Below are 25,101 nucleotides of genomic sequence, written 5' to 3' on the forward strand. Positions count from 1 at the left end.
ACATCGGGTAATCGCTTAAAAATATTGGGTTTTGAGCATTTCCGCAGCGGACTCGTCGAGCAGCTCGCGCTTGGTCACCCGGTCGAACGTATCCATCAGATCGGGAATGCGGACGCAGCTTTTGGCGGCGCCGTAAAAATCCTCGGCGACCCGGCCCTGGTGCATCATCACGATCCGGTCCGGCATTTCCACCGCCTGCTGCATGGAATGCGTCACCATCAACGTGGTCAGGCGCTCGCGGCGGACGATCTCGGAAGTAAGCTCGGCCACTTTGGCGGCGCTTTTCGGGTCCAGCGCCGCAGTATGTTCGTCCAGCAGCAGGATGTCGGGCCGGATCCAGACCGCCATCAGCAGCGTCAACGCCTCGATTGATATGACGGTGATCATGCAGCTGCTCGGCATCGGAATCCTGCTCACGCTGGCTGCGAGCGGCGCGGCGATCATCTCAATCATCCGTTACGAGCCGTTGAAAATTCTCACGAGCCGCACTTAAAAGGAGGAAACATCATGAACGCGCTGGAACTTCAGAATCTGACATACTATTACGATAAAGACCATCCGATACTCAATAATCTCAACTTCACATTTGACAAGGGAAAAATCTACGCCATCATGGGCCGCTCCGGCGCAGGCAAGACCACGCTGCTCTCGCTGCTCTCCGCGCTGACCGACCCGAAAAGCGGTACAATTCTGTTCGAGGGAAAAGACATCAAGTCCATCGACCGGTACCGCTACCGAAGTAAATTTGTCGGCGTTGTGTTTCAGGGTTATAATCTCCTGCCGCAGCTGAATGCGGTTGAAAACGTCGAACTCTCGATGGACATCGCGGGCATCAAGGCCGCCGACAAACACAAGCTCGCAATGGAGCTGCTCGAAAAGGTCGAACTCGACGAAGTAAAAGCCAAGCGCCGCATTTTGATGCTCTCCGGCGGTGAACAGCAGCGGGTCGCCATCGCCCGCGCGCTCTCCTATAACCCCGACATCATTCTGGCCGATGAGCCGACCGGAAATCTTGACGGCGAGACCCAAAAAGAGGTCATGGACATCTTCACCCGCCTTGCCAAACAGGAAAATAAGTGCGTCATCATCGTCACTCACGCCCCTGATGTGGCCAAATACGCCGATGTCGTCTATGAGCTCGAGTCGTTGAATGGGAAAAAGCCAAAAGACAAGCCCATACAGGCATAACGAATATGCAAACAACGGCGAAGGGTTTCTCCCTTCGCCGTTTCCACTATTCTCAAATTGACACTTCTTTCGCCGCATGTTACGATTTGTGTTCGAAAGGAGCTGAAAACGTTTATGAAAGTCGGATTGATCCGATGCATGAAAACCGAGGATAAATGCCAGGGGAAAATGTGTTTCAAGGCAATCAAAGAGAAAAAATCCGTATTCAAAGGCGCAGAGGGCGACATTGAGATTGTGGGCTTCGTCTCCTGCGGCGGGTGCCCCGGAAATAAGGCCGCGGCAAGAGCCGCGAATATGGTTAAGCGCGGGGCGAATACCATTGCTCTCACCACCTGTATCACAAAAGGAAACCCCGCCGGCTGTGTATGCCCTCATTTGCAGAAGATGAAAGAGGAAATTGCCAAGCAAGTCGGTGAAGGAATTACCGTCTTTGATCACACACACTGACCTAAGGCGACATTTATAGGTTCTCTATTTGAACAGTTGACGAAAAAGTCATCCGTGGTATAATTGATTTAACGGGAATGAAGTTCTCCCTCGGGCAACCGAAACCGCCGAACGGCTGATGACTTCTGTAAATAAACAGAGGGCTTCGGCTCTTTTTGTGTGATAAAGGGGAGAATTTTTTCATGCAGGACTTGCTCTATGTCGGAATGGGCGGTTTTTTGGGTGCTGTTTTACGCTATTCGGCGGGCTTTTTACCGATAAAACCCCAAAACGGTTTTCCAATGACGACACTTCTCGTAAACATCACCGGCGCGTTTGTAATCGGTTTGATTGCCGCGCTCTCGATTAAAACCGGCATCCATCCTAAATTGGTTTTGTTTCTCAAAGTCGGTCTGTGCGGCGGTTTTACGACCTTTTCGACCTTCTCCGCCGAGACCGTCCGCCTGTTTCAAGACGGCAAAACAGGGCTCGCCGTTGCCTATATCGTCGCCAGTGTGCTTTGCTGTGTTCTTGCGATACTTTTTGCCGAGTGGATCATCGGTAAATAAGAAATGTGATTTTCACAAATTGTAATTACCTTTTCTTTATTATCCGCGAACTTGTGATATAATTGAAAAATGTTAATCATGACGAAAAGGACCTGAGTTCATGAGAAAAAATCATCGGAAACTATCCCCTGCGATGCTGTTCATTCTGCTGTTCGGCATCGTCAGTTTGTTTTCCGATATGACTCACGAGGGTGCCTCCAGCATCAAGGGGGCATATTTATCCTTGCTCGGCGCGTCGGCTGCTACCATCGGCTTCGTCTCCGGTTTCGGCGAGCTGGTCGGCTATTCGCTGCGTTATGTATTCGGCCGCCTTGCCGATCGCACTAAAAAATATTGGCCGATTACGATTATCGGCTATATCGTGGACGTCCTCGCGGTGCCCGCTTTGGCGCTTGTCGGAGAAAACGGCTGGATTTTTGCCTGCGCACTCATTATTGCGGAACGGGCGGGAAAAGCACTGAAAAAACCGGCAAAAAATACGCTGATGTCGTTTGCGGCTTCTCAGGAAGGTGCAGGCAAGAGCTTCGCGATTCAGGAACTGCTCGATCAGATCGGTGCGTTTCTCGGGCCGGTGCTGCTCTATCTGGTGATGTTATTCAAAATGACCGGCACGACTTATCAAATTTACGCATTCGGCCTTGCGATTCTGGCAATTCCCGCAGCTTTGACCGTTATCATGCTGTTTATTACAAAGCGAAAATTTCCGAATCCCGAAAATTTTGAGCCGGAACCGAAGGAATATATCCCCTTCAAACTTGATAAAAAGTTCATTCTTTATATCGCAGGCATCAGTTTGTTCGCCTTCGGCTTCATCGATTATTCGCTGATTATCATGCATGTCTCACGCGAATTTTCCGGCCTAACGCCGGGCCTGAACTCATCCGCGCTCGTCAATACCGGAACACTGCCGCTGCTCTACGCAGGAGCCATGTTGGTGGATGCTGTTTCCGCTCTTGTCTTCGGGCTTTTATATGACAAAAAGGGCAATTTGGCGCCGGTGTTGTCCACGGCTCTTTGTGCGCCTTTCGCGCTGTTTATTTTCGGTTTCAAGTCCGTACCCGCGCTGCTCGTCGGGATCGCGCTCTGGGGCGTCGGAATGGGCGCCCAGGAATCCATCCTGAAAGCGGTCGTCTCGACGATCGTCCCGAAGAACAGCCGTGCTACCGGTTACGGGATTTTCGAATGCTCCTTCGGCGTTTTCTGGTTTCTCGGGAGCTGGCTGCTCGGCGTTTTATATGACGTGAGCATCCCCGCCATGATCGCCGTCTCCATCATCACGCAGCTTGCGGCGATCCCGCTTTACTGTTTCTCAGCGAGAAATTCGCGGAGAGTATTGTCAAAGCGGAAAATATAAATAAACCTCCTGATTATTTATACGCCGAAGCGTATTTCACAAATCCCGCCAGGGATTTATTTCATTGAAAAAACCCCGTCAAAGACGAGGTTTTTTCTGGTGCCGCCGGTCGGGCTCGAACCGACACGATGTTGCCATCAAGGGATTTTAAGTCCCTGGCGTCTGCCAATTCCGCCACGGCGGCATAGAATCGCTAAAGCGATTCATTTGAAATATTTCAAGACGTCAAAGAATGCTTCGCATTCTCTTGAAATATTTCTGGCTTCTGTTGATTCTCTCTTGAAGTTTTTCAGCCGTTGCTGAAAAACTTCCGGCTTCTGCTTGCATTATGAATTTGTGATCGCTAAAGCGATTCATTTGAAATATTTCAAGACGTCAAAGAATGCTTCGCATTCTCTTGAAATATTTCTGGCTTCTGTTGATTTTCTCTTGAAGTTTTTCAGCCGTTGCAGAAAAACTTCCGGCTCTGCTCGTTTTTAAAACTATGATCGCTAAAAGCGATTCATTAAAGATGCTCTTGTGATTTTATTGCAGCGGTTCGCCTTCGCCGATAAACTTACCTTCGTTTGTATAAATGCCGACACAGGCGATCGTTTTATTGTTGGTGAGCGTTCCGGCTGCGAGGTTATGAAATACGCCGCCGTCATTGGTAATCTTGAGCGTTCCGTTGTTGGTGACGGTTGCTGCATTATTAAATGTGGTTACGCGGTCAAGCCGTAATTCTCCGCCCGCGTCGATCAAAACTTCGCCGTTGTTTTGAATCGTGCCGTGATACGGCGCCAACATGCCTTTATCGGCGATGCGGATGGTTCCGTTGTTTTCGAAGACGGCAAAAGCAAACTCAAATGTCCCTGTGATCAACAGTGTCCCGTTGTTGACAATACCGCTTATGGCCGGTGCGAAATTGTCACCCATCGTGACGGTGACGCCTTTGTCGATCACCATTACAAAGCTGCTTTTTTCGAATTCTTTAAGGCTCGAAAGCCCGATGGTGATATCGGCCTTGATTTTCACGCCGGCGGCTGTATTGCCGTCTATCGCCTGCATCAGCGCATCTGTGTCATAGACATCCACAAGCACCGATGCATCCGAAGAAGATGGCTGCGAAGACGCCTGAGAAGATATTTGGGATGACACGGGTGATTTCGAGCATCCGGTCACCGCAAAAAGAATTACCAATAAGAGTACGGGAATGAATCGTCTCATATTTACCTCCGTCGGCCATATCCCGCGAGACGCCTTTGCGGTTTTTAATCGCTGTCGGTTTCATGGGAAAGATATAAAAGCAACTTATGCTTTTACACCGGAGTTTGAATTATACCACACCAAAGTTAAAAATGCAAATTGACTTTTCAAAAAAACCTGTTAATATTAGATATATCGAAAATATATTCTGCAGAATATTCAATCAGGGAGGTTCCTATGGAAAACGATGAGCAGCATGCTCACGGACAGCTGCGCGGCGGTATTTGGGAAATGGTCAATGCCTTGAGGACTTTTAACGAAAAAGTGATGGAGCCATATTCGCAAAAACAGGGATTGACCTTCCTTCAGACACGCGTGCTGATGGGGATCCGCCACGGGAAGATCACAACAGTCGGCGGCCTGGCCGAACATGCATCCCTATATCAGGGAAACGCCTCTACCTTGTGTAAACGCCTTGAACAACAGGGCTTTTTACGCCGTGAGCGCAGTTCGGCCGATGAACGCGTTGTCAACCTATCTCTGACCGTGAAAGGGTGCGAAGCCACCGATAACATCGCCCGGCGTATGCAGACGCTGGATGAGTTCATCGAAAAAAACGCCAAGGACAATGTGAAAGCGCTGCGCGATGGCGCAAATGCCTTTTTAGAAATCGTGGATTTGATCATCGAAAACGAACTCTGATTCCCGCACGATTTTTGAATTTATTGAATACGGTTGTCGATAATGGGAAGAACGCCGTCGTCGCCGCCGTAAATCTCGGGAAGTTTCCCATCCCATCTTTCCGCTTGTTTGTAGCGGATCAATTCATCGGTAATCGATTCCTGCAGCTTGCGGTTTCCTTCCGCTTCCTGCTCTTTGGCATACCTGCCGGCGTCTGCGGCAATTTTTGCGGTCTCGGCATCTGCTTGAGCTGCAATGACTTTTTGTTTCGCAGCCGCTTCCGCTTCCAATACTTTTTGCTCCTGTTCCGTGATCGCTTTGAGTTTATTCTGTTCGGCGACCTGTTTTGCTTCAACTGCGGTTGTAAACGCCTCCGTAAAATCCATATCTTCAACCGAGGTGGAGATCACCTCAATATTAAACTTTGAAAGAGTCTCGGTCAGATTTGCCTGAATTTCGGCTGACAGCTTGCTTCTTTCCGAAACAAGCGTCTCGGCTTTATATTTTGCCACAATGACTTTTACGGACTCCTGAATTCTCGGCGAAATCACCGTATCGAAATAATTCGATCCGATCGTTCGGTAAATGTCCTGCGCATTTTCTTTCCGGATTTGATAATTCAGCGAATAGACAATAGAAACCTCTTGAATATCGGAGGAGAAGCATACCAAATTGACGGTAGCTTTTTGGTTTCTGTTGTCCATCAAAATCACCTTTTGAACGGGTGATTTGAAATTGACACCTGCCTCAAATGTGTTTTGTTCCACCTTTCCGAACGTGGTTACAATGCCGGTATGGCCTGTCGGTACTGATGAGAAGCACCCGAAGACCACCAATAAAAGCCCGAACAGTGAAATCAATTGCTTGCGTTTCCCTCTCCAGCGTAAAACCTGCGCATCTCTTTCATAACCAAGTGCGATGAATAATATGACAGTTACAGCAATGGCCAAAAAAATCCACGACATTTCCCATTCCTCCTAAAAGTTCGTTCGCAAATTTTTACTTTACATTTTATAATTTTAACTCTACACTTTCAGTAAAAGCGATATCAGCGGAATTGAAATGACAGAAAGCACCGTGCTGATCGAGACCACTTTGCTGGCATAGACCGGTTCACAGTCGAATTTCTCGGCAAACATGCTGGTGATCGTGGAGCAGGGTGTCGAAGAGCATATCAATATCACGGTCATCGCTGTCATATCGGCAAAAACTCCTGTCAGTCCGATTAAGCGCATAATGCCCCAGGCGACCGCGGGAAGCAGCAGCAGCCGAACCCCGAGCGTTTTCCATAACCATTTATCCGCGAACGCGGTTTTGATTTTGACGTCGGCAAGCCGGATCCCGATTAACATCATTGCCATCGGCGCGACGGTATTCTTGAGGGTGGTCAGCCCGTCAATCACGAGAGACGGCACATATTGGTCGATCGGCAATATGAAGAACAACAATCCTATGTAAATCGGCACGGTTGCCGGGTTGAGAAAAATCTTCTTGGCGGAGATATAGCTCTTGTCTCCGCTGTAAATCATTGCGCCCAAAGACCAGGCGTAAATATTAAAAGCGATAATGTAGACCGAGGCGTAGATACCGGCCTCATTGCCGAGCGCAGCCGTAATGACCGGAATGCCCATATATCCGGCGTTTGAAAAGACCACGCCGAAGCGGCTGACCTTTGCGATTTGCTCCGGCGCTTTTTGAAACAGAGATCTCGCTATGACATAAAAAACCGCGTGTGCGACCATGCTGAACCCGAATACCCATCCCGCCGTCTTCATGATCGAGGCATCGTAAGGCCGGATGAACAGCACGACCAGCATCGCGGGCTGTGTGACGTACAAGATGGTGTTGGCGAAACCTTTTGCGACGGCGCCGTCGGCAAAACCGAGTTTTCGGAGGATGAATCCCGGAACGATAAAAATAATCATCAGCGCTACCGCTCTGAGCAGCGCGAGCGTGTCAACCATTAAAACTGTTCTTCCTTTCGGTTATCGGACTTGTTCGGTATAAGCAAGGGTGAAATCGGGTTTGAAGGTCTCGGTGAAGCCCGGGGAGACCCGGATTTCGAGCTGATCTGTGACCATCAGCGTATCTCCGCCGACAATTTTTCCCGTCAGTTCGAGGCCTGAATATAAGCCGGTCCGGATAATGGTCTGAGCCATCGCGTAGGCCTGTGTCGCAGTCGGCGCGATGACGGTAACGGTCAGCAAATCAGTCGCCGCCGGCATTCCGGTGGTCGGGTCGAGGAACTTGTGATAACGAACTCCGTCAAGTAAAAATCCGTCGTCGGCACGCAGGGTGACAACGCTTCTGCTGCCCGTCAGCGTAATGCTGCCGAGGGAATCAGGGGCATCGTCATAGGGCATTTTCAGACCGACTTTCCGGCCTTCTTCCTCATTGATGACGCAGATGATGTCGCCGATGGCGATTTCGGCGCGAACGCCGAGGCCGGAGAGGAGCTCTGAGACATCCGAGGTCAGTTTCGCCTCAGCAAGCCCGCCGAAGTCGATTATGGCGCCGTTGTCAAGGGTGACGGTATCGGATCCGAGTGTTACGACGTTTGCCATACCCACTCTCGAAAGCGCCTCCTGGATGGCTTTTTTATCCGGGACTGCCGTTTTTGAAAAATCCCAGAGCTTATCCAGCGAAGAGGCGGTCAAATCGTACATGCCGCCCGAGAGTTCATCGTAATAAACCGCAAGCCGGATCATCCGAATCAGATCCTCGGAAACGGCGGTCTCTGCGCCGTCGGTGAGGTTGAGCGCGTACAGTTCGCTGTCGGGGTCGGCGGCTGAATAGATCAGCTCGTCCCGCTTGCACACCTCATCGATCTGTGATAAAATCGAATCATCGCCGGAGCGGAAAATTTTCACCGAGAAGGTCTTACCGAATACCTGAGTCGTATACATCAAGGTGGTTGAACCGCAGCCGCTCAACGGGACGGCAAGAATCACCACGCAAAAAAGCAAACAAATGAAACGGCGCATCGCACACCTCCGATACAATCTAACTGCTTATTGTAAAGCCAAACCGGATGTTTGTCAAGGCGAAAGGTTCTTTAAAAAAGATGAAAAGGCAGTTCTTTAAAAAGGCGGATATCGTGATTATTGTGGTTTTGCTGGCTGCGGCGGCAGGCCTTTTTCTGCTTTCGGCGAGCAACGATTCCGGTACCGGTGTAAGAATTACCAAAAACGGACAGATTGTCGGAGTTTATCCGCTCAATCAGGATAATCTTATTATCATTGATGAGCATAATTCGGTGCGCATAGACGACGGCAAGGTTCGGATGGAACATGCCGACTGCCCCGACGGCTATTGTCTGAAGATGGGTGAAATCTCGCGTGGGAGCATCATCTGCCTTCCGAACCGCGTGGTCGTCGAAGTTTTCTCCGCCGCCGCTCCGGATGCCATTGCGGGATAAATCCCGAATTAAAATTATCGAAAGGAGCCGCCGAGTGACTGTACGTACCAAAAAAGTCGCCTATTACGGCGTCTTCCTCGGTTTTTGCATTCTTGCGGGCTGGCTGGAACACCTGATCGTATTGCCGCTCCCGGTACCCGGAATTAAGTTGGGGCTTGCGAATGCGGCGATTTTGGTGCTGCTTTATCACGACGGCGTAAAACCGGCGGTGGCGGTCAACATTCTCCGCGTTTTACTTGTCAATTTGCTGTTCACCGGAATCTCCGGTTTTATCTACGCGTTTTTCGGCGCTTTTCTGGCAATGGCAGTCGAAATTCCGCTTTCCCGTTTAAAAAGGCTCGGCGTCGCGGGAGTCAGCGTCGCGGCGGCTTCGGCGCATATCATCGGACAGCTTTTCGCCGCGCAACTCATGACCGCATCGAAAGCCGTCTGGGCTTACTTGCCCTGGCTGCTCGTCACCGCAATACTGACCGGTCTGCTCACCGGTGCCATCGCAGCGGCTACACTACGGTATTTGCCGAAAACAAAAATGTAGAGTTGAATACCCCGTTAATTGAATTGGAAAGGGCATCGAACATGAAGACAAGAGAACCCGATTTTTCACAATTATTGAAAGTGATGCGCCGGGAAAAACCCGACCGCCCCGTGCTGTTTGAACTGTTTTTGGACCCCAGGTTGTTCACCCTGTTCTCCGGAGAACCGTTTGAATACGGCGGAGACCCGCGCGAAGAGATGCGCATTTTGATCAAGGCCTATGCGGCAGCCGGTTATGACTATACCAGCGTCTATGCGAACGGATTCAGTTTTCCCGGGCCCGAGCGCGAACACGCGAAAAGCACCTCAATGCGCGACGGTCTGATCAAAGACCGCGAGAGTTTTGATAAGTATGTCTGGCCCGATCCCGAAAACGCGGATTACGAACTTTTTCATGAAGCTAAAAAATGGCTGCCCGACGGAATGAAGTTCATGATTCGCGGCCCCGGCGGGCAGCTCGAAAATATGCAGAACATCGTCGGGTATGACAACATCTGCGCAATGCTTTATGACGATCCCGATCTGCTTGAGGAGATTGCGGCGAACGTCGGAACCCGGCTGGTGAAATATTACGAAATCTGCGCTTCCTGTGACACGATCGGAATACTGATGGACAACGACGACTGGGGCTTTAACACCCAGACCTTTTTATCACCCGCCGATATGCGCAAGTATATCTTCCCGTGGCACAAAAAGATTGCTGAGATCGCTCACCGTCACAATATGCCGGTGGCTCTGCATTCCTGCGGCAATCCTCTTGAGGTGATGGACGATATCATCACAGACATCAAAATCGACGCACGGCACAGTTATGAAGATAAAATCATTCCGGTCGAAGAATTTTACAAACGGTTTCATGATCATATCGCTGTGCTCGGCGGTATGGACGTCGATATGATGACCCGCGGCACACCGGAACAGATTTATAAACGCAGCAAAACAATGCTCGAAGCGGCGCCGACCGGATACGCGCTCGGAACCGGAAACAGTATCGCCGCTTATATCCCGATTGAAAACTATATGGCGATGCGCAAAGCGGCGATGGGAGAGTAAATTGATATTCAGAATTCAGAATTGAGAATTCAGAGGCGAAGCGTTTTAAACGCTCCGTTTTGCCGTTTTGCATAATATCCGAATTGCGTTGACAGATATTGAAAGAAACAAATGGGTGTGCTATAATCCGAAACGTGTTGACTCCGCAAAAACTAATAACAATTTAAAAACATCGAGAGGATGCAAATCAATATGAAAACACGCGAACCCGATTTCTCCCAACTGCAAAAAGTGATGAGGCGCGAAAAACCGGATCGCCCCGTGTTTTTTGAATTGTTTATCAGCGACCGGCTGATCGAGTTTTTCTCCGGAGAAAAACTGATTTACGGCAATCCGGAAAAAGCGCTGAAAACCATGATCAAGGCCTACGCCGCAGGGGGTTATGATTATACCAGCGTGGTCGGCGGCGATTTTGCGTTTCCGACCATCGAGCGGGCGCACGTGCAGAGCGTGTCGATGCGCGACGGCATCATCAAGGACCGCGCGAGTTTTGAAAAATACAAGTGGCCGGACCCGGAGAATTATGATTACAGCTTGCTCGCCAGGGCCGGGGAGTGGATGCCGGCCGGTATGAAACTGATTGCGCGCGGACCCTGCGGCGTGCTGGAAAACATGAACGCGATCATCGGGTACGACAACATCTGCATGATGCTGTTTGACGATCCGGATTTACTCAAAGAGATTGTGGACCACATCGGCAGCCGGCTGCTGAAATATTACGAGATCTGCGCGTCGTACGATACGGTGGGCATGTTTATGGACAACGACGACTGGGGATTCAACACCCAGACCTTCCTGTCCCCGGCGGACATGCGCAAATATGTGTTCCCGTGGCACAAAAAGATCGTCGAAGCCGCGCATAAACAAAAGATTCCGGTCGGACTGCACTCCTGCGGCAATCCGCTCGAAGTCATCGAAGACGTGATCGGGGACATCAAAGTTGACGCGCGTCACAGTTACGAAGATAAAATTATTCCGGTCGAAGAATTTTACAAACGGTACCACGATCGGATCGCGATTTTGGGCGGAATGGATCTGGACTTTTTGGTGCGCAAGACGCCGGAGGAAATCCGCAAACGCTGCAGAGCGATGCTGGAAGCGGCGCCGACGGGGTACGCGATGGGCACCGGCAACAGCACGCCGGATTTTCTGCCGATGGAAAACTTCCTCGCCATGCGCGATACGGTAATGGAGTAGGGATTCGGAAACGATGTTTCACTGTTTTTAACATATCACTGTACAAGAAAAAGGGAGGACGAAATCCTCCCTTTTTAATCAATATATTGCTTAGCAAAACCGCCCCGTCATGAACCCCATGCGGAGGTTCATGCCACCCCACCATAGAAATTCTTCCGGGGGCGAAAACGCGGGTTATCGAATGAACGATTCGTGTTTTATGACGCGTCTGCAGGTGGCATCATGCCGCTCAAACCGCGTGCGATATCTGCACCTGCGGCAGAGCGGTTCCGAAATGTTGCCCCCGCAAAAACCCGCGACAAGCGCTTTATACCGCGGGGTATCCATGATCCGCTCGAGATCGGTTTTAAAAATATTTCCGAGCGCGATCACGCCGCCGTCATCCAAACAGCACGGCACCACCGTGCCGCCGCATAAAACCGCAAGCATTTCGCGGCCGCCGAGGCATTTTCCGCGCTTGGCAATCTCCGGCGCGTCCATCGCCGGCCATTCGAATTGCTCTTCAAACGCCGCATAGACGTTTTGAGCGAATTTCGCCGCCTCCCGACCTCGTTTAGGGTCTTCCGCCGACTGACCGAAAAAGGCCGCTATCGTATTTAACGCAAACAACGAATTCTGATCCATACTCGCGCCGGGTTCTCCGTTCCAAAGGCGATAGGACACGATCGGATGACCTTGTTTCGCCGCATCAATTCCGAATTGTGCGGCCGTTTCTAAATATTCAGGGTCATATCCGCTTTCCTGTGAATGCAAAGAGATATTGACCTGCCGCAGGGAAGGGGCGCCGAGCAATAGCGAACGGTTCTGCATCAGGAGGGTACCGTTGGTGGTCAGATTGGCCGGTATATCATATTGAAGAGCAAGCGTCAGGATCTCATCCAATTCCGGATGCAGCAGCGGTTCACCCTTGACGTGGAGATAGATTTGAGCGCCGGTCGGCTTGACTTGGTTCAGGATATATTCAAATTCCCGCACTGTCATCGTGCGCTTTTCGCGAGGACAGGGCGGGCAAAAACTGCAATTCAGATTGCAGATATTTGTAATTTCGATATAAACGCGCTTTAATTTTTCCACAATAATCTACACAATTCTTCACAAAGTCATAACAACATTTGTTTATTATAGACATCGGAACGGGCGATGAGTACCGATCGTCCGGACCGATTTCCTTTCTGTTTATATTTTCCTCATTTTTTACTCCTTTAACTTCGGCGGTCAAAAACGATGCAATCGTTTTATGATCGCTTTTTTATTTTAAATTGATACCGCCTTAAAATAAAGTGATATTAAAAACAGATTATTTTAGTTTTGTTTCACTGATTCTCTGCCTATTCGCCTTTGGTTTCCTCCGGGCAGGTTCCGTTATTGTCCATGGTCTCTTCCATCAATTTGAGAAGTTCCAGAACGCTGCGAAAATCGCTTTTTTTATTACCGTTCATCCAGGAGACCGATCCTTGCCAGGTGCCGTTGCGGCGATAACGCACCTGCACGACAAAGGTGTTGGTGCTGATGATCTTGTTTTCGTCTTCCGCCATGATATGACCATCCTTTCGCATTTCCTGAAACCGACTTTTAAATACTCCGAATTAAAGTAATGTTCAGTATAACATATCTTTCTTAAAATTTCAAATTTAATTGTTTCTTTAAAAACGCAACCGACAGTTTGAACCATTTTGAGGCCTCGGGATTGATCATGCCCGGAGAATTCGGGCCCGCGCTCTGATAATCACAGGTCGAAAGACCGTGGCAGCCCTCGGAAAAAATATGAAGCTCAAAGGGAATTTGTTTTTCGCGGAGCGCCGATGCCATCAGCAGCGAGTTTTCAACCGGTACGCAGGTATCGGTGGCCGTGTGCCACAAAAAGGTCGGGGGCGTTTCTTTCGTCACCGCCGTCTCGAGGGACATTTTTTGAACAAGAGCCTGATCGCCGGCGCAGAGGTTGTCAAAACTGCCGCGATGGGCTTTTTCGCCGCCGGTGATGACCGCGTAGCTCAAAACCGCGGCGTTGGGTTTCAAATTTCCGGAGGTTGTTTTCAACGTTTCGGCAAGGAATTTTTCGCTCCAGAAGCAGGCAATAGAACCGGCCAGATGGCCGCCCGCCGAAAAACCGGAGACCGCAATTTTTTCCGGGTCGACATGATATTTAACGGCATTTTTGCGGATATAATCCATCGCCGCTGCCGCTTGAAGCAGCGCCGACGGGTAATGCGCGGGCGCGACGGAATAGTACAGCACAAAGGCATTGAAGCCCGCATCGAGATAGTCGATCGCGATCGGCTCGCCCTCGCGGTCGGAGACGAACGCGTATGCGCCGCCCGGACAAATTAACATCGCGGGGAAACGCCGTTCCGGGTCGATTTCGCGGGAGACGTCGCGGCAGTAGGCCTTTAGAATCGGCTCGCCGCCCACGGCAGACAAAGCCGGATAAAATTCTCTGAGGTTGATGGTTTCGTGAATCAAGTCAATAACGCTCCTTCATTTCCCGCTCGATGTCGCGGTCAGCCGATTTTCTGGCTTCGGTATCGCGTTTGTCGTGCAGTTTTTTGCCTTTGCAAAGCCCGATTTCGGCTTTGATGCGGCCATCCTTAAAATAGAGAGACAAGGGGATCAGAGTCAGGCCTTCCTGTTTAATCTGCCCGTAAAGCTTTAAGATTTCGTTTTTATGCATCAAAAGAGGGCGGTCACGGCGCGGGTCCTGATTGAAAATATTGCCCTGTTCATAGGGGCTGATATGTACCCCTTTCAGAAGCAAAATACCTTTTTCGACATCGCACCAGGCGTCTTTGAGGTTGACGTTGCCCGCGCGCACCGATTTGACCTCGGTGCCGGCAAGCGAAATTCCGGCCTCGTATTTCTCGAGAACGAAATAGTCGTGATATGCCTTGCGGTTTTCGGTGATCGTGCGATTGGTCTTTTTTTGCATGATGTGTCCTTTTTAAAATGTGCGGAGAATGGTCTTCGGATTGAATCCGATATGACCATTTTGTAATATGATTTCCGCGTCTTACGGAGCGGACGGCCGATGGCCGCCCCTACGTTGAACAATTATTTATCCAGTTCGATCCGGCCTTCGATGGCGCGCAGCATGGTCATCTCGTCGGCGTATTCGAGTTCGCCGCCGACCGGGATGCCGTAGGCAAGCCGGGTCACCTTGACGCCGATGGGTTTCAGCAGGTTCGAAAGATAAATCGCAGTCACCTCGCCCTCGGCGGTCGTTCCGGTGGCGAGGATGATCTCTTTTACCGTATTGTCAGAAAGCCGCCGGACGAGCTGTTTGATAGTCAGATCGGAGGGCTTGACGTCGGAGGACGGGGAGAGCACGCCGTATAAAACGTGATAGAGGCCGTTGTATTCGCCGGTGCGCTCGACGGCGAGCATATCCTGCGGGTACTGCACCACGCAAATCGTGGAACGGTCGCGGTCCTCGCTTTTGCAGATCGGGCAGACATCCTCGTCGCTGAGATTTTGGCAGATCGAACAACGGCGGATGCGCCCGGTGCAGGTGATAATCGTGTCTGCCAGCTTTTTCGAGATGTCCTTGGGCAGACCGAGAATATGCAGGGCGATACGGCGGGCGTTTTTACCGCCGATGCCCGGCAGTTTCCGAAACTGCTCGGTCAGCTCCTCAAGCGCCGTGATTTCGTAACGCATTAAAGTTGGGGCATACCCGGCATGCCGGGCATGTTCATGCCGGGCATTCCTCCGCTGATCGAGGACATGGTCTTTTCGCTGTCCTCATCGACCTTGCGGGTACACTCGTTGACCGCGCCGATGATCAGATCGGAAAGCATTTCGACGTCTTCGGGGTCGACGACTTCGGGCGAAATCTTCAGGGCGGTGACCTGATGCTTTCCGTCCATGGTCAGTTCGACCGCGCCGCCGCCGACGCTGACGCTGTAGCTGCGCTGCGCAAGTTCATCCTGCGCCGCGGCCATCTGCTCCTGCATCTGCTGAGCCTGTTTCAAAATTTGATTCATGTTGGAGGGCATACCGCCGCCCTGTCTCGGGATGTTCGCTTTCATGGTTTCGGCCTTTCTTAAAAGGATTATTCTTTGACGTTCAGTTTGATATTTTTTGCCTGCGCCGTCTCAATGACTTTATCGAGCGGATCGGCGGATTTCTTTTCGTCTGATTTACAATCAGATGCCGTATAGATACCGATTTTTTTGAATTCGTTATCCAAGCCGAACACCGTATCGACCGCGCCGCGCAATTTTGTCAGATTGCTGTCGCGGGTTAAAAGAGACCTTAAAAACTGGTTCGGCGAATCGATTAATATCTTGCCGCCGCATTTGTAGGCGCTTGAACCGTTTAAAATGCCGTATAAACCCGGTTCGTCCGAAGCTATTCTTGTCAGAATATCCTGCCATTCGGCAAGCGGCTCCGTCGTACCGTCGTCTTTGGCCTCGGTCTTTTCCGATTTTACGGTTTCACTTTTTGCGGAGCGTTCCGGTTCGGCTTTTTTTGGTTCAGGAGCGGGTGCGGATTTTGCGGGAGTTTCCGCGGGTTTGGGTTCGGCTGCGCATTCCGTGCTGCGGCAGAGCTTAATAATCAAAAGCTGAATGTCAAGACGAGGCGCGACACTGCGTCCGATGCGCTCAAAACAATCTTGAATCGCCGCCACACAGCCGCTTATTTCGTCGTAACTCACCTTTACGGCCAGTTTGCGGGCTTCATCGCCGCGAACCCCTTCGGAACCTGCAGCGCCGATTTTGCATAATAACAATTCCCGGTAAAATTCGAGCAGTTCTTCGCATAGGCGCTCGGGGTCGATGCCGTCGGCATAAATGCGCTCGAAACACGCGGTCGCCTTTGCAAGGTCTTTTTTTGAAAATGCCTCAGCGAGTTCGGCAATATGTTCACCGGTGGCGATTCCGAGAGTCTTTGCCGCCATTTGGGCAGTGATGGTCTCACCGCTTCCGGCACAGAGCTCCAACATCGAGATGGCGTCGCGCATCGCGCCGTCGGCGGCTGCGGCGAGCAGCAAAGCGGCGTCGGGTTCGAGCGGGATCTGCTCGTTCTTTGCGATATTTAATAATAAATCCGCCATTTCCGAAGCGGGGATGCGGCGGAAATCATAGCGCTGACAGCGGGAGAGTATCGTCATCGGGAGTTTTTGGATCTCGGTGGTCGCTAAAATGAATTTGACGTGCGCCGGCGGTTCCTCCAGAGTTTTTAAAAGCGCGTTAAAGGCAGAAGGCGAGAGCATATGCACTTCGTCGATGATATAGATGCGGTATTTGACCTGCGCCGGGGCGAAAATCACCTCATCGCGCAGTTCGCGTATATAGTCCACGCCATTATTGGAAGCGGCGTCGATTTCGCAGATGTCGGCGGTCGATCCCTCCGCAATTGCGAGACAACTCCTGCATTTGCAGCACGGTTCGCCGTTAACCGGCGATTCACAGTTGACGGCTTTGGCCAAAATGCGGGCGCAGGTGGTTTTGCCGGTTCCGCGCACGCCGGTGAACAGATAGGCATGTCCGGTCTGGCCCAATGCGGTTTGATTTTTCAACGCACGGACGATGTACGGCTGCCCGATGACGTCACCGAACGTCTGCGGGCGGTATTTGCGATATAATGCTTTGTACATACTGCTGCCCCTTTTGCCGGCATGATGCCGGTTTCAAACATTATAGGACCCGCATCTCATTCGCCGCACAGCGCGCGTTTCCGACCTCGATTTTTATCTTAGGGAATGCTTTTTATGCGGTCGCGGGACGAGCGACGAGGGCGTTCCCGTCCCTGTCTCCAGCGCATGGGCTTCGCACAGATTGACGCGCGAATTTCGCTCCCCTACAATAATGAAATTGTCCGCCGGTACGGAGGTGCAAGCGCACCGCATCGCACAGACACTGGCGTTTAATGCTGCTCGGTTCCCCGCCTGACATGGTTCACGCCGGTCTGCCGCGCAGGGCCTGCACCCCCTTACCGGCGGACATTTTCACCTTGTCCATTATATATGATTTTATATCGTTTTGCAAGCGTACCCCTTTACATTTCACAACTCGTTGTGATAAAATAAAACCGCATGACGAATCGTCCTGCGCCATTTTCGGTTATAACGGGAATGGACGGGCAGACGGCGGCATAAAATGCTGATAGAATCCTTCCACCGTTGAAACGGTCCCCCTCCCTTTGACACCGTGATGTAAACATTACGGCGGGAGGCAAGAAATCATTTTTTTACCGGGCGGATGACATAAGGAGGAGAAAACATGACGATCACAGTCGAGGCAATCAAGAAGCAGATCGATGAAAAAAACGCACAGCTCCCCGAACTGCTGAAAAAGCAGTATGCCGCTTTGGCCGAAATCGGCAGAAAAGCGATCGAGGAGGAAAATCCCGAGCGGTTCGGCGACGAATTCACCAAGTATAACGAGACCAAAACCGGTATTGAAGCCATCAAGGCCGAACTCGAGACCCTGAACGCCGACCTCGCGAAAGCCGAAGAGGAGAAAAAGGCACTGATGGAGAAATCCACCTGCCGGGCCTGCGGTTTTGTCAATCCCGAGGGCTATAGTTTCTGCCGCCAGTGCGGAAAGAAACTCGGCGAACCTCCTCCCGCTCCGACCGTCGATGCCCCCAAACCGATGTTTTGCATCCACTGCGGAACGCCGGTCGTCGCAGGCGCGAAATTCTGCAGCGGCTGCGGAAAACCATTGGCGTGAATACATTTTCGGCGATCAAGCGCCGCGGGCGTACCTGCGGCGCTTTGTATTTTTTAAACGAAGAAGATCAGTTCCGGGGGAGTAGAGTTGAATTTTACCATTCAAAGGTGCGGCAGTGCGGAGTATTCACAGATGCTTGTGATGTTGAACACCGCATTTGGGCACTCAGGCGAGACCTGGTTTGAAGAGAATCTATCCAACTGCACACCCTTCGAAAAAGATGCTCAAGCTAACGAAATCGCCAATCATTTTATCGCTGTTTCGGAACATCAGGTAATCGGTGCTGTGGGTGCGTACCCGGTTGATTGGGCAGTTTCTTTCGGGGACAAGAAGTATGCTGTGAAAGCTTACGGAATCGGACAAGTCAGCTGTTTGCCGGAATACCGCAACAGAGGGGTCATGACAGGGTTATTAAACGCTGCGGCAAGCGAAATGAGCGCACGGGGCTGCACGGTTTCATTTTTAGGCGGTGACAGATGGCGTTACAGTCATTTCGGTTATGATTTCGGCGGAAACTGTGCAGAGTTTTATTTTTCACAAAACAGGCTGGGAAAGAGCCCCGATTCTCATCTTTCCGTTTGTGACAGAATAGCCAATAAAAACGATATCCCGCTCTTGAATTCGATGTATGAGCAGCTCCCTTCTTATACCAAACGGGATACGCACACGTGGGAAAAACAGATGAAGCGGAAAGACGTCACCTTTTTGATAGGCCTGCAAGAAGAGCAAACCGCATATATCGGCATTAAAAATAAAAAATGCGCAGAGTGTTCGGGGAATCCCAAAGGAATTATTTCTCTGTTGTATGCGTACATGAAGAAGCATGAAGTCAGCGATATTCGTGTATGTTATCCGTTCGCAGACGATGCGGCGGCGCAAACACTGCATCAATATTGTTCATGGCTGAATGTCTCCGCTTTCGGTCTGGTGGCATTTCATAATGCGGATGCTCTGTTTGAGCAATTTACCCCGGTGGTGAAGGAACAACTCGGCAGCGGTATATACAATCTCAACGCGGAGCAGCGCATCTCTGTGCTCAGAGGATTATTCGGTTACCTATACAACCCGCAGAAAACCATTAACTTAAAACCTCTCTGCGCATGGATCGCCCCTTTAGACCATATTTAGATTGGATCATAACAGATGCGCAATGCGCGCCTGAAAAACTTTATCGTAACCGCGGACGCGCAATGCGTACCCTACATTAATCAGGAGGAACAACAAATGAGTACCACCATCATTCCCGAGGGCTACAAATCGTCGCTTTCCCTGTATGAGACCCAGCGTGCCATCAGTTTTATCAAGCGCTCGTTTCAGGACAAGCTGTGCGCTTCGCTCAACCTGAAGCGCGTTTCGGCACCGCTGTTCGTCGACAAAAATTCCGGCATCAACGACGATTTGAACGGTGTGGAACGCGCTGTGACCTTCGACATCAAGGACACGGGACTGACAGGCGTGGTGGTGCATTCGCTCGCCAAGTGGAAGCGGCTCGCTTTATGGCGTTACGGCTTCGGCATGCTCGAGGGTCTCGTGACCGACATGAACGCGATCAGGCGCGATGAGGATCTGGACAACCTCCACTCGGTCTACACCGACCAGTGGGACTGGGAGCTCGTGATCGACAGAAAGCACCGCACCGAGGAGTTTTTAAAACAGACCGTTGAGAAAGAAGTCGGCGCAATCTGCGATACCCTCGACGAATTGAAAGCGATATTCCCGCAGATCACGGTGGATTTATGCCGCCGGGTCAGCTTCGTGACGACGCAGGAACTCGAAGACCGATATCCGAATCTGACGCCGAAACAACGGGAAAACGAATATCTGAAACAGCACAAGACCGCTTTTATTATGCAGATCGGGGGAAAGCTGAAGTCCGGACAGCGCCACGACGGCCGCGCGCCCGATTATGACGACTGGACGCTGAACGGCGACATCGTATTTTATAACGACCTGCTCGGCTGCGCGTTCGAAATCTCTTCGATGGGCATCCGCGTGGATAAAAAGATGCTCGAAAAACAACTTGAAGAAGCCGGTGCGAACGACCGCAAAAAGTTTTATTTCCACAAGCTGCTGCTCGATAATACCTTGCCGCTGTCAATGGGCGGCGGTATCGGCCAGTCTCGGCTGTGTATGCTTCTTTTGGATAAGGCCCATATCGGTGAAGTGCAGGCCTCGCTTTGGGATCATGATACGACGGAAACGTGTGAAAAGGCAGGGGTGATTCTGTTATGAAACCGGATTTACCGATTGTCGGAATTCCCGAGCTGTTCGGAAGCATGGTCTTCGGTGAGGAAGCCATGCGCGAACGGCTGCCGAAGGATATTTACGATTCCCTGCAGAGGACCATCCGGGACGGGCGCGAGCTCGACATCACCGTCGCGAACGCCGTCGCCGCCGCGATGAAGGACTGGGCAATCGAAAAAGGCGCGACGCATTTCACGCACTGGTTCCAGCCGATGACCGGCATCACCGCCGAAAAGCACGACAGCTTTATCACCCCGAGCAACGACGGAAAAATTTTAATGGAGTTTTCCGGCAAAGAACTGATCAAGGGCGAGCCGGATGCGTCGAGTTTTCCGTCGGGAGGTTTACGCGCCACCTTTGAAGCGCGCGGCTATACGGCCTGGGACCCGACGTCCTACGCGTTTATCAAGGACGACTCGCTGTGCATCCCGACCGCGTTTTATTCATACGGCGGGGAAGTGCTCGATAAAAAGACGCCGCTGCTGCGTTCGATGGAGACCATCAGCACGCAGGCGCTGCGCATTTTAAAACTGTTCGGAATCGACGACGTCAAACGCGTCAACGTCACGGTCGGCCCGGAGCAGGAATATTTTTTGATCGATAAAGAGGTTTGGCGCAAACGCCGCGATCTTGTTCTGACCGGGCGCACGCTGTTCGGCGCAAAGCCTCCCAAGGGACAGGAACTTGAGGACCACTATTTCGGCGCAATCAAGCCGAGAGTCATGGCGTTTATGCAGGAACTCAACCTTGAACTCTGGAAACTGGGTATCTACGCCAAAACCGAACATAATGAAGCCGCGCCCGCGCAGCACGAACTTGCGCCGGTTTACTGCTGGGCAAACAACGCCACCGACCACAACCAGCTGACGATGGAACTGATGAAAAAAGTCGCCGACCGTCACGGTCTGGCTTGTCTGATGCACGAAAAGCCGTTCGAGGGCATCAACGGCAGCGGCAAGCACGACAACTGGTCGCTGATGACCGGCACCGGCATCAATTTGCTCGACCCGGGCAAGAAGCCGCAGGATAACAAACGGTTTTTGCTGTTTTTGTGCGCGGTCGTCGAAGCCGTCGACAAGAATCAGGACCTGCTGCGCGTCTCGGTTTCGAGCGCCGGAAATGACCACCGGCTCGGAGCCAACGAAGCGCCGCCCGCCATCGTCTCGATGTTTCTCGGCGGCGAACTGACCGGAATTCTCGAGGCGATCGAGTGCGGCGGAAAATATGACAAATGCAGACCCGGCGATATGGATACCGGCGTCAACGTACTGCCAAACCTCAAAAAGGATACCACCGACCGCAACCGTACTTCACCGTTGGCGTTTACAGGTAATAAGTTCGAATTCCGTATGCCCGGCGCGCCGATGTCGGTCGCCGATCCGAATACCGTTATGAATACCATCGTCGCCGACGTGCTGGCCGGTTATGCCGACCGTCTTGAAAATGCGGGTGATTTTGACGCGGAACTCGATGCCATCATGCGGAAGGCCGTCAAAGAACATAAACGAATCATCTTCAACGGCAACAGCTATGCCGCCGAGTGGGTCACGGAAGCCGAGAAACGCGGGCTGTTGAATTTGCATACGGCAGCTGACGCGATTCCCTATCTGACCGATCAAAAGAATATCGACCTCTTCGCGAGACACAGGATCTTCACCGAGAGCGAACTGCGTTCCAGATGCGAGATCATGCTGGATTCCTATTGCAAAATGCTGTTCATCGAGGCGCAGACGATGCTCGAGATCGCAAAGCGGGACATTTTGCCCGCGGTCAATGCTTATACGCGCAAGCTCTCCGAGACCGCGGCAGCAAAAAAGGAAATCGGGATCCTGACACACGACGACTGCTGCGTTGTTTTATGCGATAAGCTGTCAAAACTGGCGAACCGGATTTACAAGGCGACCGGGGAACTGGAAAACGCGGCGGCGGATGCGCCGAACGGAGATTTGAAAAATCGCGCCGTCTATTACCGGGATGCGGTCTTACCCGCAATGAACACATTGCGCGACGCAGCTGATGAAGCCGAAATCCTGACCGACCGGGCGTTCTGGCCGATGCCGAACTACAGCGATGCGCTGTTCAGCGTGTAAATAAATAAGACAAGAAAGGAAAATTAAAATGAATTACCGTGATTTCGATAATTATTTAAAAAACTTTCCCGATAAAAACGGCCGTTTCGGCGAATACGGCGGCCAATATCTTCCTCCGCAGCTCGTCCCCGCTTTCAAGGAGATCGACGACGCCTACGAGACCATCTGCCGCAGCGCTCAGTTTATCAACGAGCTGCGCCGCATCCGCCGCGAATTCCAGGGCCGCCCGACTCCGGTTTATCACTGCGAACGGCTTTCGCGGAAATTCGGGCACTGCCAGATTTACCTCAAACGAGAAGATTTGAACCATACCGGCGCGCATAAGCTCAACCACTGTATGGGTGAGGGACTTCTTGCCAAATATATGGGCAAGAAGAAGCTCATCGCCGAGACCGGCGCGGGTCAGCACGGCGTTGCGCTTGCCACCGCCGCTGCCTACTTCGGACTTGAATGCGATATCTACATGGGCGAGGTCGACATCAAGAAACAGGCGCCGAACGTCACCCGCATGAAGATGCTCGGCGCGCGCGTGGTTCCGGTTTCGCACGGACTGAAGACCTTGAAAGAGGCCGTCGACGCCGCGTTCGAGGCCTATCTGAAAGAATATAACGAAGCGATCTACTGCATCGGTTCGGTCGTCGGCCCGCATCCGTTCCCCAAGATGGTGCGCGATTTTCAAGCGATCGTCGGCATCGAGGCCAAGGAACAGTTTGTCGGGATGACCGGCATGCTGCCCGACGCCATCACTGCGGCTGTCGGCGGCGGCTCCAACGCAATGGGGCTGTTTACGGCGTTTTTGGCTGAGCCGGTCGAGATTTACGGCGTTGAGCCGATGGGCCGCGGAACGTCGGTCGGCGATAACGCGGCGTCGATCTCATTGGGTAAGAAGGGTGTTCTGCACGGCTTTGAGAGCTATTTGCTGCAGGATGAAAAGGGCGAACCGCAGCCGGTTTATTCCATCGCGAGCGGCTTGGATTATCCGTCGGTCGGTCCGGAGCACGCCTATCTGCATGACTGCGGGCGTGTCAATTATGTATCGGTGACCGACGACGAGGCGATGGAGGCGTTTTTCAACCTCTGTCGGCTGGAGGGCATCATTCCGGCGGTGGAGAGTTCGCACGCGCTGGCGTTTGCGATGCGGTATGCCAAGGAGCACGGCACGGGTTCGATTTTGGTGAACCTGTCGGGCCGCGGCGACAAGGATATTGATTTTGTGGAAGAGAAATACGGCTACGGCGACCAGTTTTTTAAATAAACGAGTTCCGGAAATCAACACAAGAGTTTTCGCCCGCCTTTTGCAAAAGGCGGCGGAATCAAAGGGCGGAGCCCTTTGTCGCATTCCGCAGAATGTGAAATCTTTTCCTCCCAAACGACAGGGGGGATTATTAAGGGGGTCTGTTGCTAACCCCCTTAATAAGGGTTCGGGGAACAGTGTTCCCCGTCTTGAGTCGCAAACTGATTGTTTTTGATTTCCGAAAGGAGCTGAATTATTCATATGTTTTCAATAGAAATTAAAGATATGTATTGGATTGATGACACTAAAAGTAATCAAGATGATCTATGCTTACACGGCGATGTTGTTGTTGTAATAGGCGATGAATGTTATGAGAAATCCTGTACGGTCAGTGCAACAGCTTTATTTTTATTAAAGACATTGAGTGAAGACCATATTATAAGTGAGAGCAATCAAATGTTACCTTGCTGTGGTCATTTCTATATTCCAAACGAAACAAACGATAACGTATATATTACCGGATGCCCAAATGGCATTGACTGGACTGTCCTCCAAGGTAATGAAGAAACAAAGATTATCACTGAAAAGGGAACAAAAATATCAATAGATACATTCGACTATAAAAAAGTAGTATATGATTTTACAGACAAGATCCAACAATTTTATTCGCAATGTCCTCCAAGGTCTGTACCTGAAGAAGGATTTGAACGGAATGGTTACGTTGCATTTTGGAATGAATGGGCAAGACGGCGAAATGATAAAACAGATGATTATTTTTGCCCTGCAACCAGCAAGAAGATTGATGAGGGGTTATGTTGGGAATATTGTTTTGCAGAACAAGGTGGGCCCATTGACACTACGGATAAATTGAAAAGATGGATTGCCGAGACAGCAAAATACCGTAATTTACAAGATTTCCATAATGTTTGTAAAATTTGCATTCACTGTCCAAAGGATATTTAATAGTAACGATTCAAGACGGGGGTCCCCGGCCCCCGAACCCCGTCAAGGGTGCGTTCCTGCCCCCCTTGACAATCCCCTCCAGGTATTTGTGAAGGTAGGATTTCGCGCTCTGCGGAGCGTGATGAGGGGCTCTGCCCCTCAACTCCACCGCCTTTTGCAAAAGGCGGGCGAAAACTTTATGTTAAGTAATAGAAAGAAGCATTATGACAGATTTTTTACCGGTCAGCGCGGACGATTTGAAGAAACGCGGGTGGGACGGCGTCGACTTCGCCTATGTCATCGGCGACGCCTACG

The 25,101-nt window shown here is 51.2% G+C and carries 29 protein-coding genes, 1 tRNA gene, 1 other RNA gene and 1 riboswitch; of the genes, 17 read left to right on the plus strand and 14 right to left on the minus strand.

Going from position 1 to position 25,101, the window contains the following annotated elements:
- Positions 1-15 precede the first annotated feature (15 nt).
- Entirely contained in the window at positions 16-348 is a 333-nt protein-coding gene (locus PKH29_08585) for a hypothetical protein (protein ID HNX14896.1), read from the minus strand.
- Between PKH29_08585 and PKH29_08590 the strand changes: the two genes are divergently transcribed.
- The 5 genes from PKH29_08590 (at position 323) to PKH29_08610 (ending at position 3,537) form a co-directional block, all read left to right on the plus strand.
- On the plus strand, positions 323-493 hold the full coding sequence (locus PKH29_08590) for a hypothetical protein (protein HNX14897.1): 171 nt from the start codon (positions 323-325) through the stop codon (positions 491-493). The two genes, PKH29_08585 and PKH29_08590, sit on opposite strands and share 26 nt — an antisense overlap.
- A gap of 14 nt (positions 494-507) precedes the next feature.
- Complete coding sequence (locus PKH29_08595) at positions 508-1,188, plus strand: ABC transporter ATP-binding protein (GenBank protein HNX14898.1); 681 nt, start codon at positions 508-510, stop codon at positions 1,186-1,188.
- A 114-nt stretch (positions 1,189-1,302) separates the two neighbouring features.
- Positions 1,303-1,635: a CGGC domain-containing protein gene (locus PKH29_08600; protein ID HNX14899.1), complete on the plus strand. Its 333-nt coding sequence runs from the start codon at positions 1,303-1,305 to the stop codon at positions 1,633-1,635.
- A gap of 64 nt (positions 1,636-1,699) precedes the next feature.
- Positions 1,700-1,770: riboswitch (Fluoride riboswitch) on the plus strand.
- Between the two features lie 47 nt (positions 1,771-1,817).
- Entirely contained in the window at positions 1,818-2,183 is a 366-nt protein-coding gene (gene crcB / locus PKH29_08605; protein ID HNX14900.1) for a fluoride efflux transporter CrcB, read from the plus strand.
- Between the two features lie 100 nt (positions 2,184-2,283).
- Positions 2,284-3,537, plus strand: a complete 1,254-nt coding sequence (locus tag PKH29_08610) for an MFS transporter (GenBank protein ID HNX14901.1) — start codon at positions 2,284-2,286, stop codon at positions 3,535-3,537.
- A 97-nt stretch (positions 3,538-3,634) separates the two neighbouring features.
- On the opposite strand, the gene PKH29_08615 is transcribed toward PKH29_08610, so the two are convergent.
- A tRNA-Leu gene (locus PKH29_08615) sits at positions 3,635-3,721 on the minus strand.
- A 341-nt stretch (positions 3,722-4,062) separates the two neighbouring features.
- A complete protein-coding gene (locus PKH29_08620) occupies positions 4,063-4,743 on the minus strand; it encodes a hypothetical protein (protein ID HNX14902.1) in 681 nt (226 codons plus the stop codon).
- A gap of 216 nt (positions 4,744-4,959) precedes the next feature.
- On the opposite strand from PKH29_08620, the gene PKH29_08625 reads away from it, so the two are divergent.
- Positions 4,960-5,424: a MarR family winged helix-turn-helix transcriptional regulator gene (locus tag PKH29_08625; GenBank protein HNX14903.1), complete on the plus strand. Its 465-nt coding sequence runs from the start codon at positions 4,960-4,962 to the stop codon at positions 5,422-5,424.
- Positions 5,425-5,444: 20 nt separating this feature from the next.
- Here the strand turns inward: PKH29_08625 and PKH29_08630 are convergent, their stop codons facing one another.
- Genes PKH29_08630 through PKH29_08640 form a run of 3 tightly spaced genes read right to left on the minus strand, consistent with a single transcriptional unit; the run spans position 5,445 to position 8,387 of the window.
- Complete coding sequence (locus tag PKH29_08630) at positions 5,445-6,368, minus strand: SPFH domain-containing protein (GenBank protein HNX14904.1); 924 nt, start codon at positions 6,366-6,368, stop codon at positions 5,445-5,447.
- A gap of 60 nt (positions 6,369-6,428) precedes the next feature.
- Positions 6,429-7,367 (minus strand): AEC family transporter, encoded by a 939-nt coding sequence (locus PKH29_08635; GenBank protein ID HNX14905.1) that lies wholly within the window; start codon positions 7,365-7,367, stop codon positions 6,429-6,431.
- 21 nt (positions 7,368-7,388) lie between these two features.
- Positions 7,389-8,387 carry an FAD:protein FMN transferase gene (locus PKH29_08640; protein HNX14906.1) on the minus strand — a complete coding sequence of 333 codons (999 nt, stop codon included), beginning with the start codon at positions 8,385-8,387 and terminating at the stop codon, positions 7,389-7,391.
- A gap of 80 nt (positions 8,388-8,467) precedes the next feature.
- Here PKH29_08640 and PKH29_08645 point away from each other — a divergent pair, with 80 nt between their 5' ends.
- The 4 genes from PKH29_08645 (at position 8,468) to PKH29_08660 (ending at position 11,605) form a co-directional block, all read left to right on the plus strand.
- A complete protein-coding gene (locus tag PKH29_08645; protein ID HNX14907.1) occupies positions 8,468-8,821 on the plus strand; it encodes a NusG domain II-containing protein in 354 nt (117 codons plus the stop codon).
- Positions 8,822-8,855: 34 nt separating this feature from the next.
- Positions 8,856-9,356: a Gx transporter family protein gene (locus tag PKH29_08650; protein HNX14908.1), complete on the plus strand. Its 501-nt coding sequence runs from the start codon at positions 8,856-8,858 to the stop codon at positions 9,354-9,356.
- A gap of 41 nt (positions 9,357-9,397) precedes the next feature.
- Complete coding sequence (locus PKH29_08655; GenBank protein ID HNX14909.1) at positions 9,398-10,408, plus strand: uroporphyrinogen decarboxylase family protein; 1,011 nt, start codon at positions 9,398-9,400, stop codon at positions 10,406-10,408.
- Positions 10,409-10,600: 192 nt separating this feature from the next.
- Entirely contained in the window at positions 10,601-11,605 is a 1,005-nt protein-coding gene (locus PKH29_08660; protein HNX14910.1) for a uroporphyrinogen decarboxylase family protein, read from the plus strand.
- Between the two features lie 174 nt (positions 11,606-11,779).
- Here PKH29_08660 and PKH29_08665 read toward each other — a convergent pair whose 3' ends face one another.
- The 8 genes from PKH29_08665 to ffs form a co-directional block, all read right to left on the minus strand.
- Positions 11,780-12,679, minus strand: coding sequence for a radical SAM protein (locus PKH29_08665; GenBank protein HNX14911.1), 900 nt, complete (start codon positions 12,677-12,679; stop codon positions 11,780-11,782).
- A 254-nt stretch (positions 12,680-12,933) separates the two neighbouring features.
- Positions 12,934-13,140 carry a hypothetical protein gene (locus tag PKH29_08670; GenBank protein ID HNX14912.1) on the minus strand — a complete coding sequence of 69 codons (207 nt, stop codon included), beginning with the start codon at positions 13,138-13,140 and terminating at the stop codon, positions 12,934-12,936.
- Positions 13,141-13,222: 82 nt separating this feature from the next.
- Entirely contained in the window at positions 13,223-14,065 is an 843-nt protein-coding gene (locus PKH29_08675) for an alpha/beta hydrolase (protein ID HNX14913.1), read from the minus strand.
- 1 nt (position 14,066) lies between these two features.
- Positions 14,067-14,528, minus strand: a complete 462-nt coding sequence (gene smpB / locus PKH29_08680; protein ID HNX14914.1) for an SsrA-binding protein SmpB — start codon at positions 14,526-14,528, stop codon at positions 14,067-14,069.
- A 122-nt stretch (positions 14,529-14,650) separates the two neighbouring features.
- On the minus strand, positions 14,651-15,256 hold the full coding sequence (gene recR, locus PKH29_08685; protein ID HNX14915.1) for a recombination mediator RecR: 606 nt from the start codon (positions 15,254-15,256) through the stop codon (positions 14,651-14,653).
- Entirely contained in the window at positions 15,256-15,627 is a 372-nt protein-coding gene (locus tag PKH29_08690) for a YbaB/EbfC family nucleoid-associated protein (GenBank protein ID HNX14916.1), read from the minus strand. Before PKH29_08690 ends, recR begins: the two co-directional genes overlap by 1 nt.
- A gap of 23 nt (positions 15,628-15,650) precedes the next feature.
- Positions 15,651-17,198: a DNA polymerase III subunit gamma/tau gene (gene dnaX / locus PKH29_08695; protein ID HNX14917.1), complete on the minus strand. Its 1,548-nt coding sequence runs from the start codon at positions 17,196-17,198 to the stop codon at positions 15,651-15,653.
- Positions 17,199-17,431: 233 nt separating this feature from the next.
- Positions 17,432-17,529: signal recognition particle sRNA small type (gene ffs / locus PKH29_08700), an RNA gene on the minus strand.
- Between the two features lie 294 nt (positions 17,530-17,823).
- Here ffs and PKH29_08705 point away from each other — a divergent pair.
- The 7 genes from PKH29_08705 to PKH29_08735 form a co-directional block, all read left to right on the plus strand.
- Positions 17,824-18,276 (plus strand): zinc-ribbon domain-containing protein, encoded by a 453-nt coding sequence (locus tag PKH29_08705; GenBank protein HNX14918.1) that lies wholly within the window; start codon positions 17,824-17,826, stop codon positions 18,274-18,276.
- An 87-nt stretch (positions 18,277-18,363) separates the two neighbouring features.
- A complete protein-coding gene (locus PKH29_08710) occupies positions 18,364-19,404 on the plus strand; it encodes a GNAT family N-acetyltransferase (GenBank protein ID HNX14919.1) in 1,041 nt (346 codons plus the stop codon).
- Positions 19,405-19,500: 96 nt separating this feature from the next.
- Positions 19,501-20,508, plus strand: coding sequence for an aspartate--ammonia ligase (asnA, locus tag PKH29_08715; GenBank protein ID HNX14920.1), 1,008 nt, complete (start codon positions 19,501-19,503; stop codon positions 20,506-20,508).
- Positions 20,509-20,522: 14 nt separating this feature from the next.
- Positions 20,523-22,610, plus strand: coding sequence for a glutamine synthetase III (locus tag PKH29_08720; protein HNX14921.1), 2,088 nt, complete (start codon positions 20,523-20,525; stop codon positions 22,608-22,610).
- 28 nt (positions 22,611-22,638) lie between these two features.
- The gene (gene trpB / locus PKH29_08725) at positions 22,639-23,865 is read left to right on the plus strand and encodes a tryptophan synthase subunit beta (protein ID HNX14922.1); all 1,227 of its coding nucleotides are present in this window, start codon (positions 22,639-22,641) and stop codon (positions 23,863-23,865) included.
- Between the two features lie 240 nt (positions 23,866-24,105).
- On the plus strand, positions 24,106-24,807 hold the full coding sequence (locus tag PKH29_08730) for a hypothetical protein (GenBank protein HNX14923.1): 702 nt from the start codon (positions 24,106-24,108) through the stop codon (positions 24,805-24,807).
- A gap of 203 nt (positions 24,808-25,010) precedes the next feature.
- Positions 25,011-25,101 (plus strand): hypothetical protein (locus PKH29_08735; GenBank protein HNX14924.1); only part of this gene is annotated, 91 nt, incomplete at its 3' end.

The sequence above is a fragment of the Oscillospiraceae bacterium genome (assembly GCA_035353335.1).
Taxonomy (GTDB): domain Bacteria; phylum Bacillota; class Clostridia; order Oscillospirales; family JAKOTC01; genus DAOPZJ01.

Excerpts from the sequence above, each read along its gene's own strand:
- PKH29_08670 (HNX14912.1), bottom strand. The coding sequence starts at position 13,140 with ATGGCGGAAGACGAAAACAAGATCATCAGCACCAACACCTTTGTCGTG.
- PKH29_08590 (HNX14897.1), top strand. The coding sequence starts at position 323 with ATGTCGGGCCGGATCCAGACCGCCATCAGCAGCGTCAACGCCTCGATT.
- PKH29_08610 (HNX14901.1), top strand. The coding sequence starts at position 2,284 with ATGAGAAAAAATCATCGGAAACTATCCCCTGCGATGCTGTTCATTCTG.
- PKH29_08645 (HNX14907.1), top strand. The coding sequence starts at position 8,468 with ATGAAAAGGCAGTTCTTTAAAAAGGCGGATATCGTGATTATTGTGGTT.
- PKH29_08660 (HNX14910.1), top strand. The coding sequence starts at position 10,601 with ATGAAAACACGCGAACCCGATTTCTCCCAACTGCAAAAAGTGATGAGG.
- dnaX (HNX14917.1), bottom strand. The coding sequence starts at position 17,198 with ATGTACAAAGCATTATATCGCAAATACCGCCCGCAGACGTTCGGTGAC.
- PKH29_08705 (HNX14918.1), top strand. The coding sequence starts at position 17,824 with ATGACGATCACAGTCGAGGCAATCAAGAAGCAGATCGATGAAAAAAAC.
- PKH29_08620 (HNX14902.1), bottom strand. The coding sequence starts at position 4,743 with ATGAGACGATTCATTCCCGTACTCTTATTGGTAATTCTTTTTGCGGTG.
- asnA (HNX14920.1), top strand. The coding sequence starts at position 19,501 with ATGAGTACCACCATCATTCCCGAGGGCTACAAATCGTCGCTTTCCCTG.
- PKH29_08585 (HNX14896.1), bottom strand. The coding sequence starts at position 348 with ATGGCGGTCTGGATCCGGCCCGACATCCTGCTGCTGGACGAACATACT.
- PKH29_08625 (HNX14903.1), top strand. The coding sequence starts at position 4,960 with ATGGAAAACGATGAGCAGCATGCTCACGGACAGCTGCGCGGCGGTATT.
- PKH29_08655 (HNX14909.1), top strand. The coding sequence starts at position 9,398 with ATGAAGACAAGAGAACCCGATTTTTCACAATTATTGAAAGTGATGCGC.
- PKH29_08730 (HNX14923.1), top strand. The coding sequence starts at position 24,106 with ATGTTTTCAATAGAAATTAAAGATATGTATTGGATTGATGACACTAAA.
- trpB (HNX14922.1), top strand. The coding sequence starts at position 22,639 with ATGAATTACCGTGATTTCGATAATTATTTAAAAAACTTTCCCGATAAA.
- PKH29_08600 (HNX14899.1), top strand. The coding sequence starts at position 1,303 with ATGAAAGTCGGATTGATCCGATGCATGAAAACCGAGGATAAATGCCAG.
- PKH29_08635 (HNX14905.1), bottom strand. The coding sequence starts at position 7,367 with ATGGTTGACACGCTCGCGCTGCTCAGAGCGGTAGCGCTGATGATTATT.
- PKH29_08595 (HNX14898.1), top strand. The coding sequence starts at position 508 with ATGAACGCGCTGGAACTTCAGAATCTGACATACTATTACGATAAAGAC.
- crcB (HNX14900.1), top strand. The coding sequence starts at position 1,818 with ATGCAGGACTTGCTCTATGTCGGAATGGGCGGTTTTTTGGGTGCTGTT.
- PKH29_08640 (HNX14906.1), bottom strand. The coding sequence starts at position 8,387 with ATGCGCCGTTTCATTTGTTTGCTTTTTTGCGTGGTGATTCTTGCCGTC.
- PKH29_08630 (HNX14904.1), bottom strand. The coding sequence starts at position 6,368 with ATGTCGTGGATTTTTTTGGCCATTGCTGTAACTGTCATATTATTCATC.
- PKH29_08690 (HNX14916.1), bottom strand. The coding sequence starts at position 15,627 with ATGAAAGCGAACATCCCGAGACAGGGCGGCGGTATGCCCTCCAACATG.
- recR (HNX14915.1), bottom strand. The coding sequence starts at position 15,256 with ATGCGTTACGAAATCACGGCGCTTGAGGAGCTGACCGAGCAGTTTCGG.
- smpB (HNX14914.1), bottom strand. The coding sequence starts at position 14,528 with ATGCAAAAAAAGACCAATCGCACGATCACCGAAAACCGCAAGGCATAT.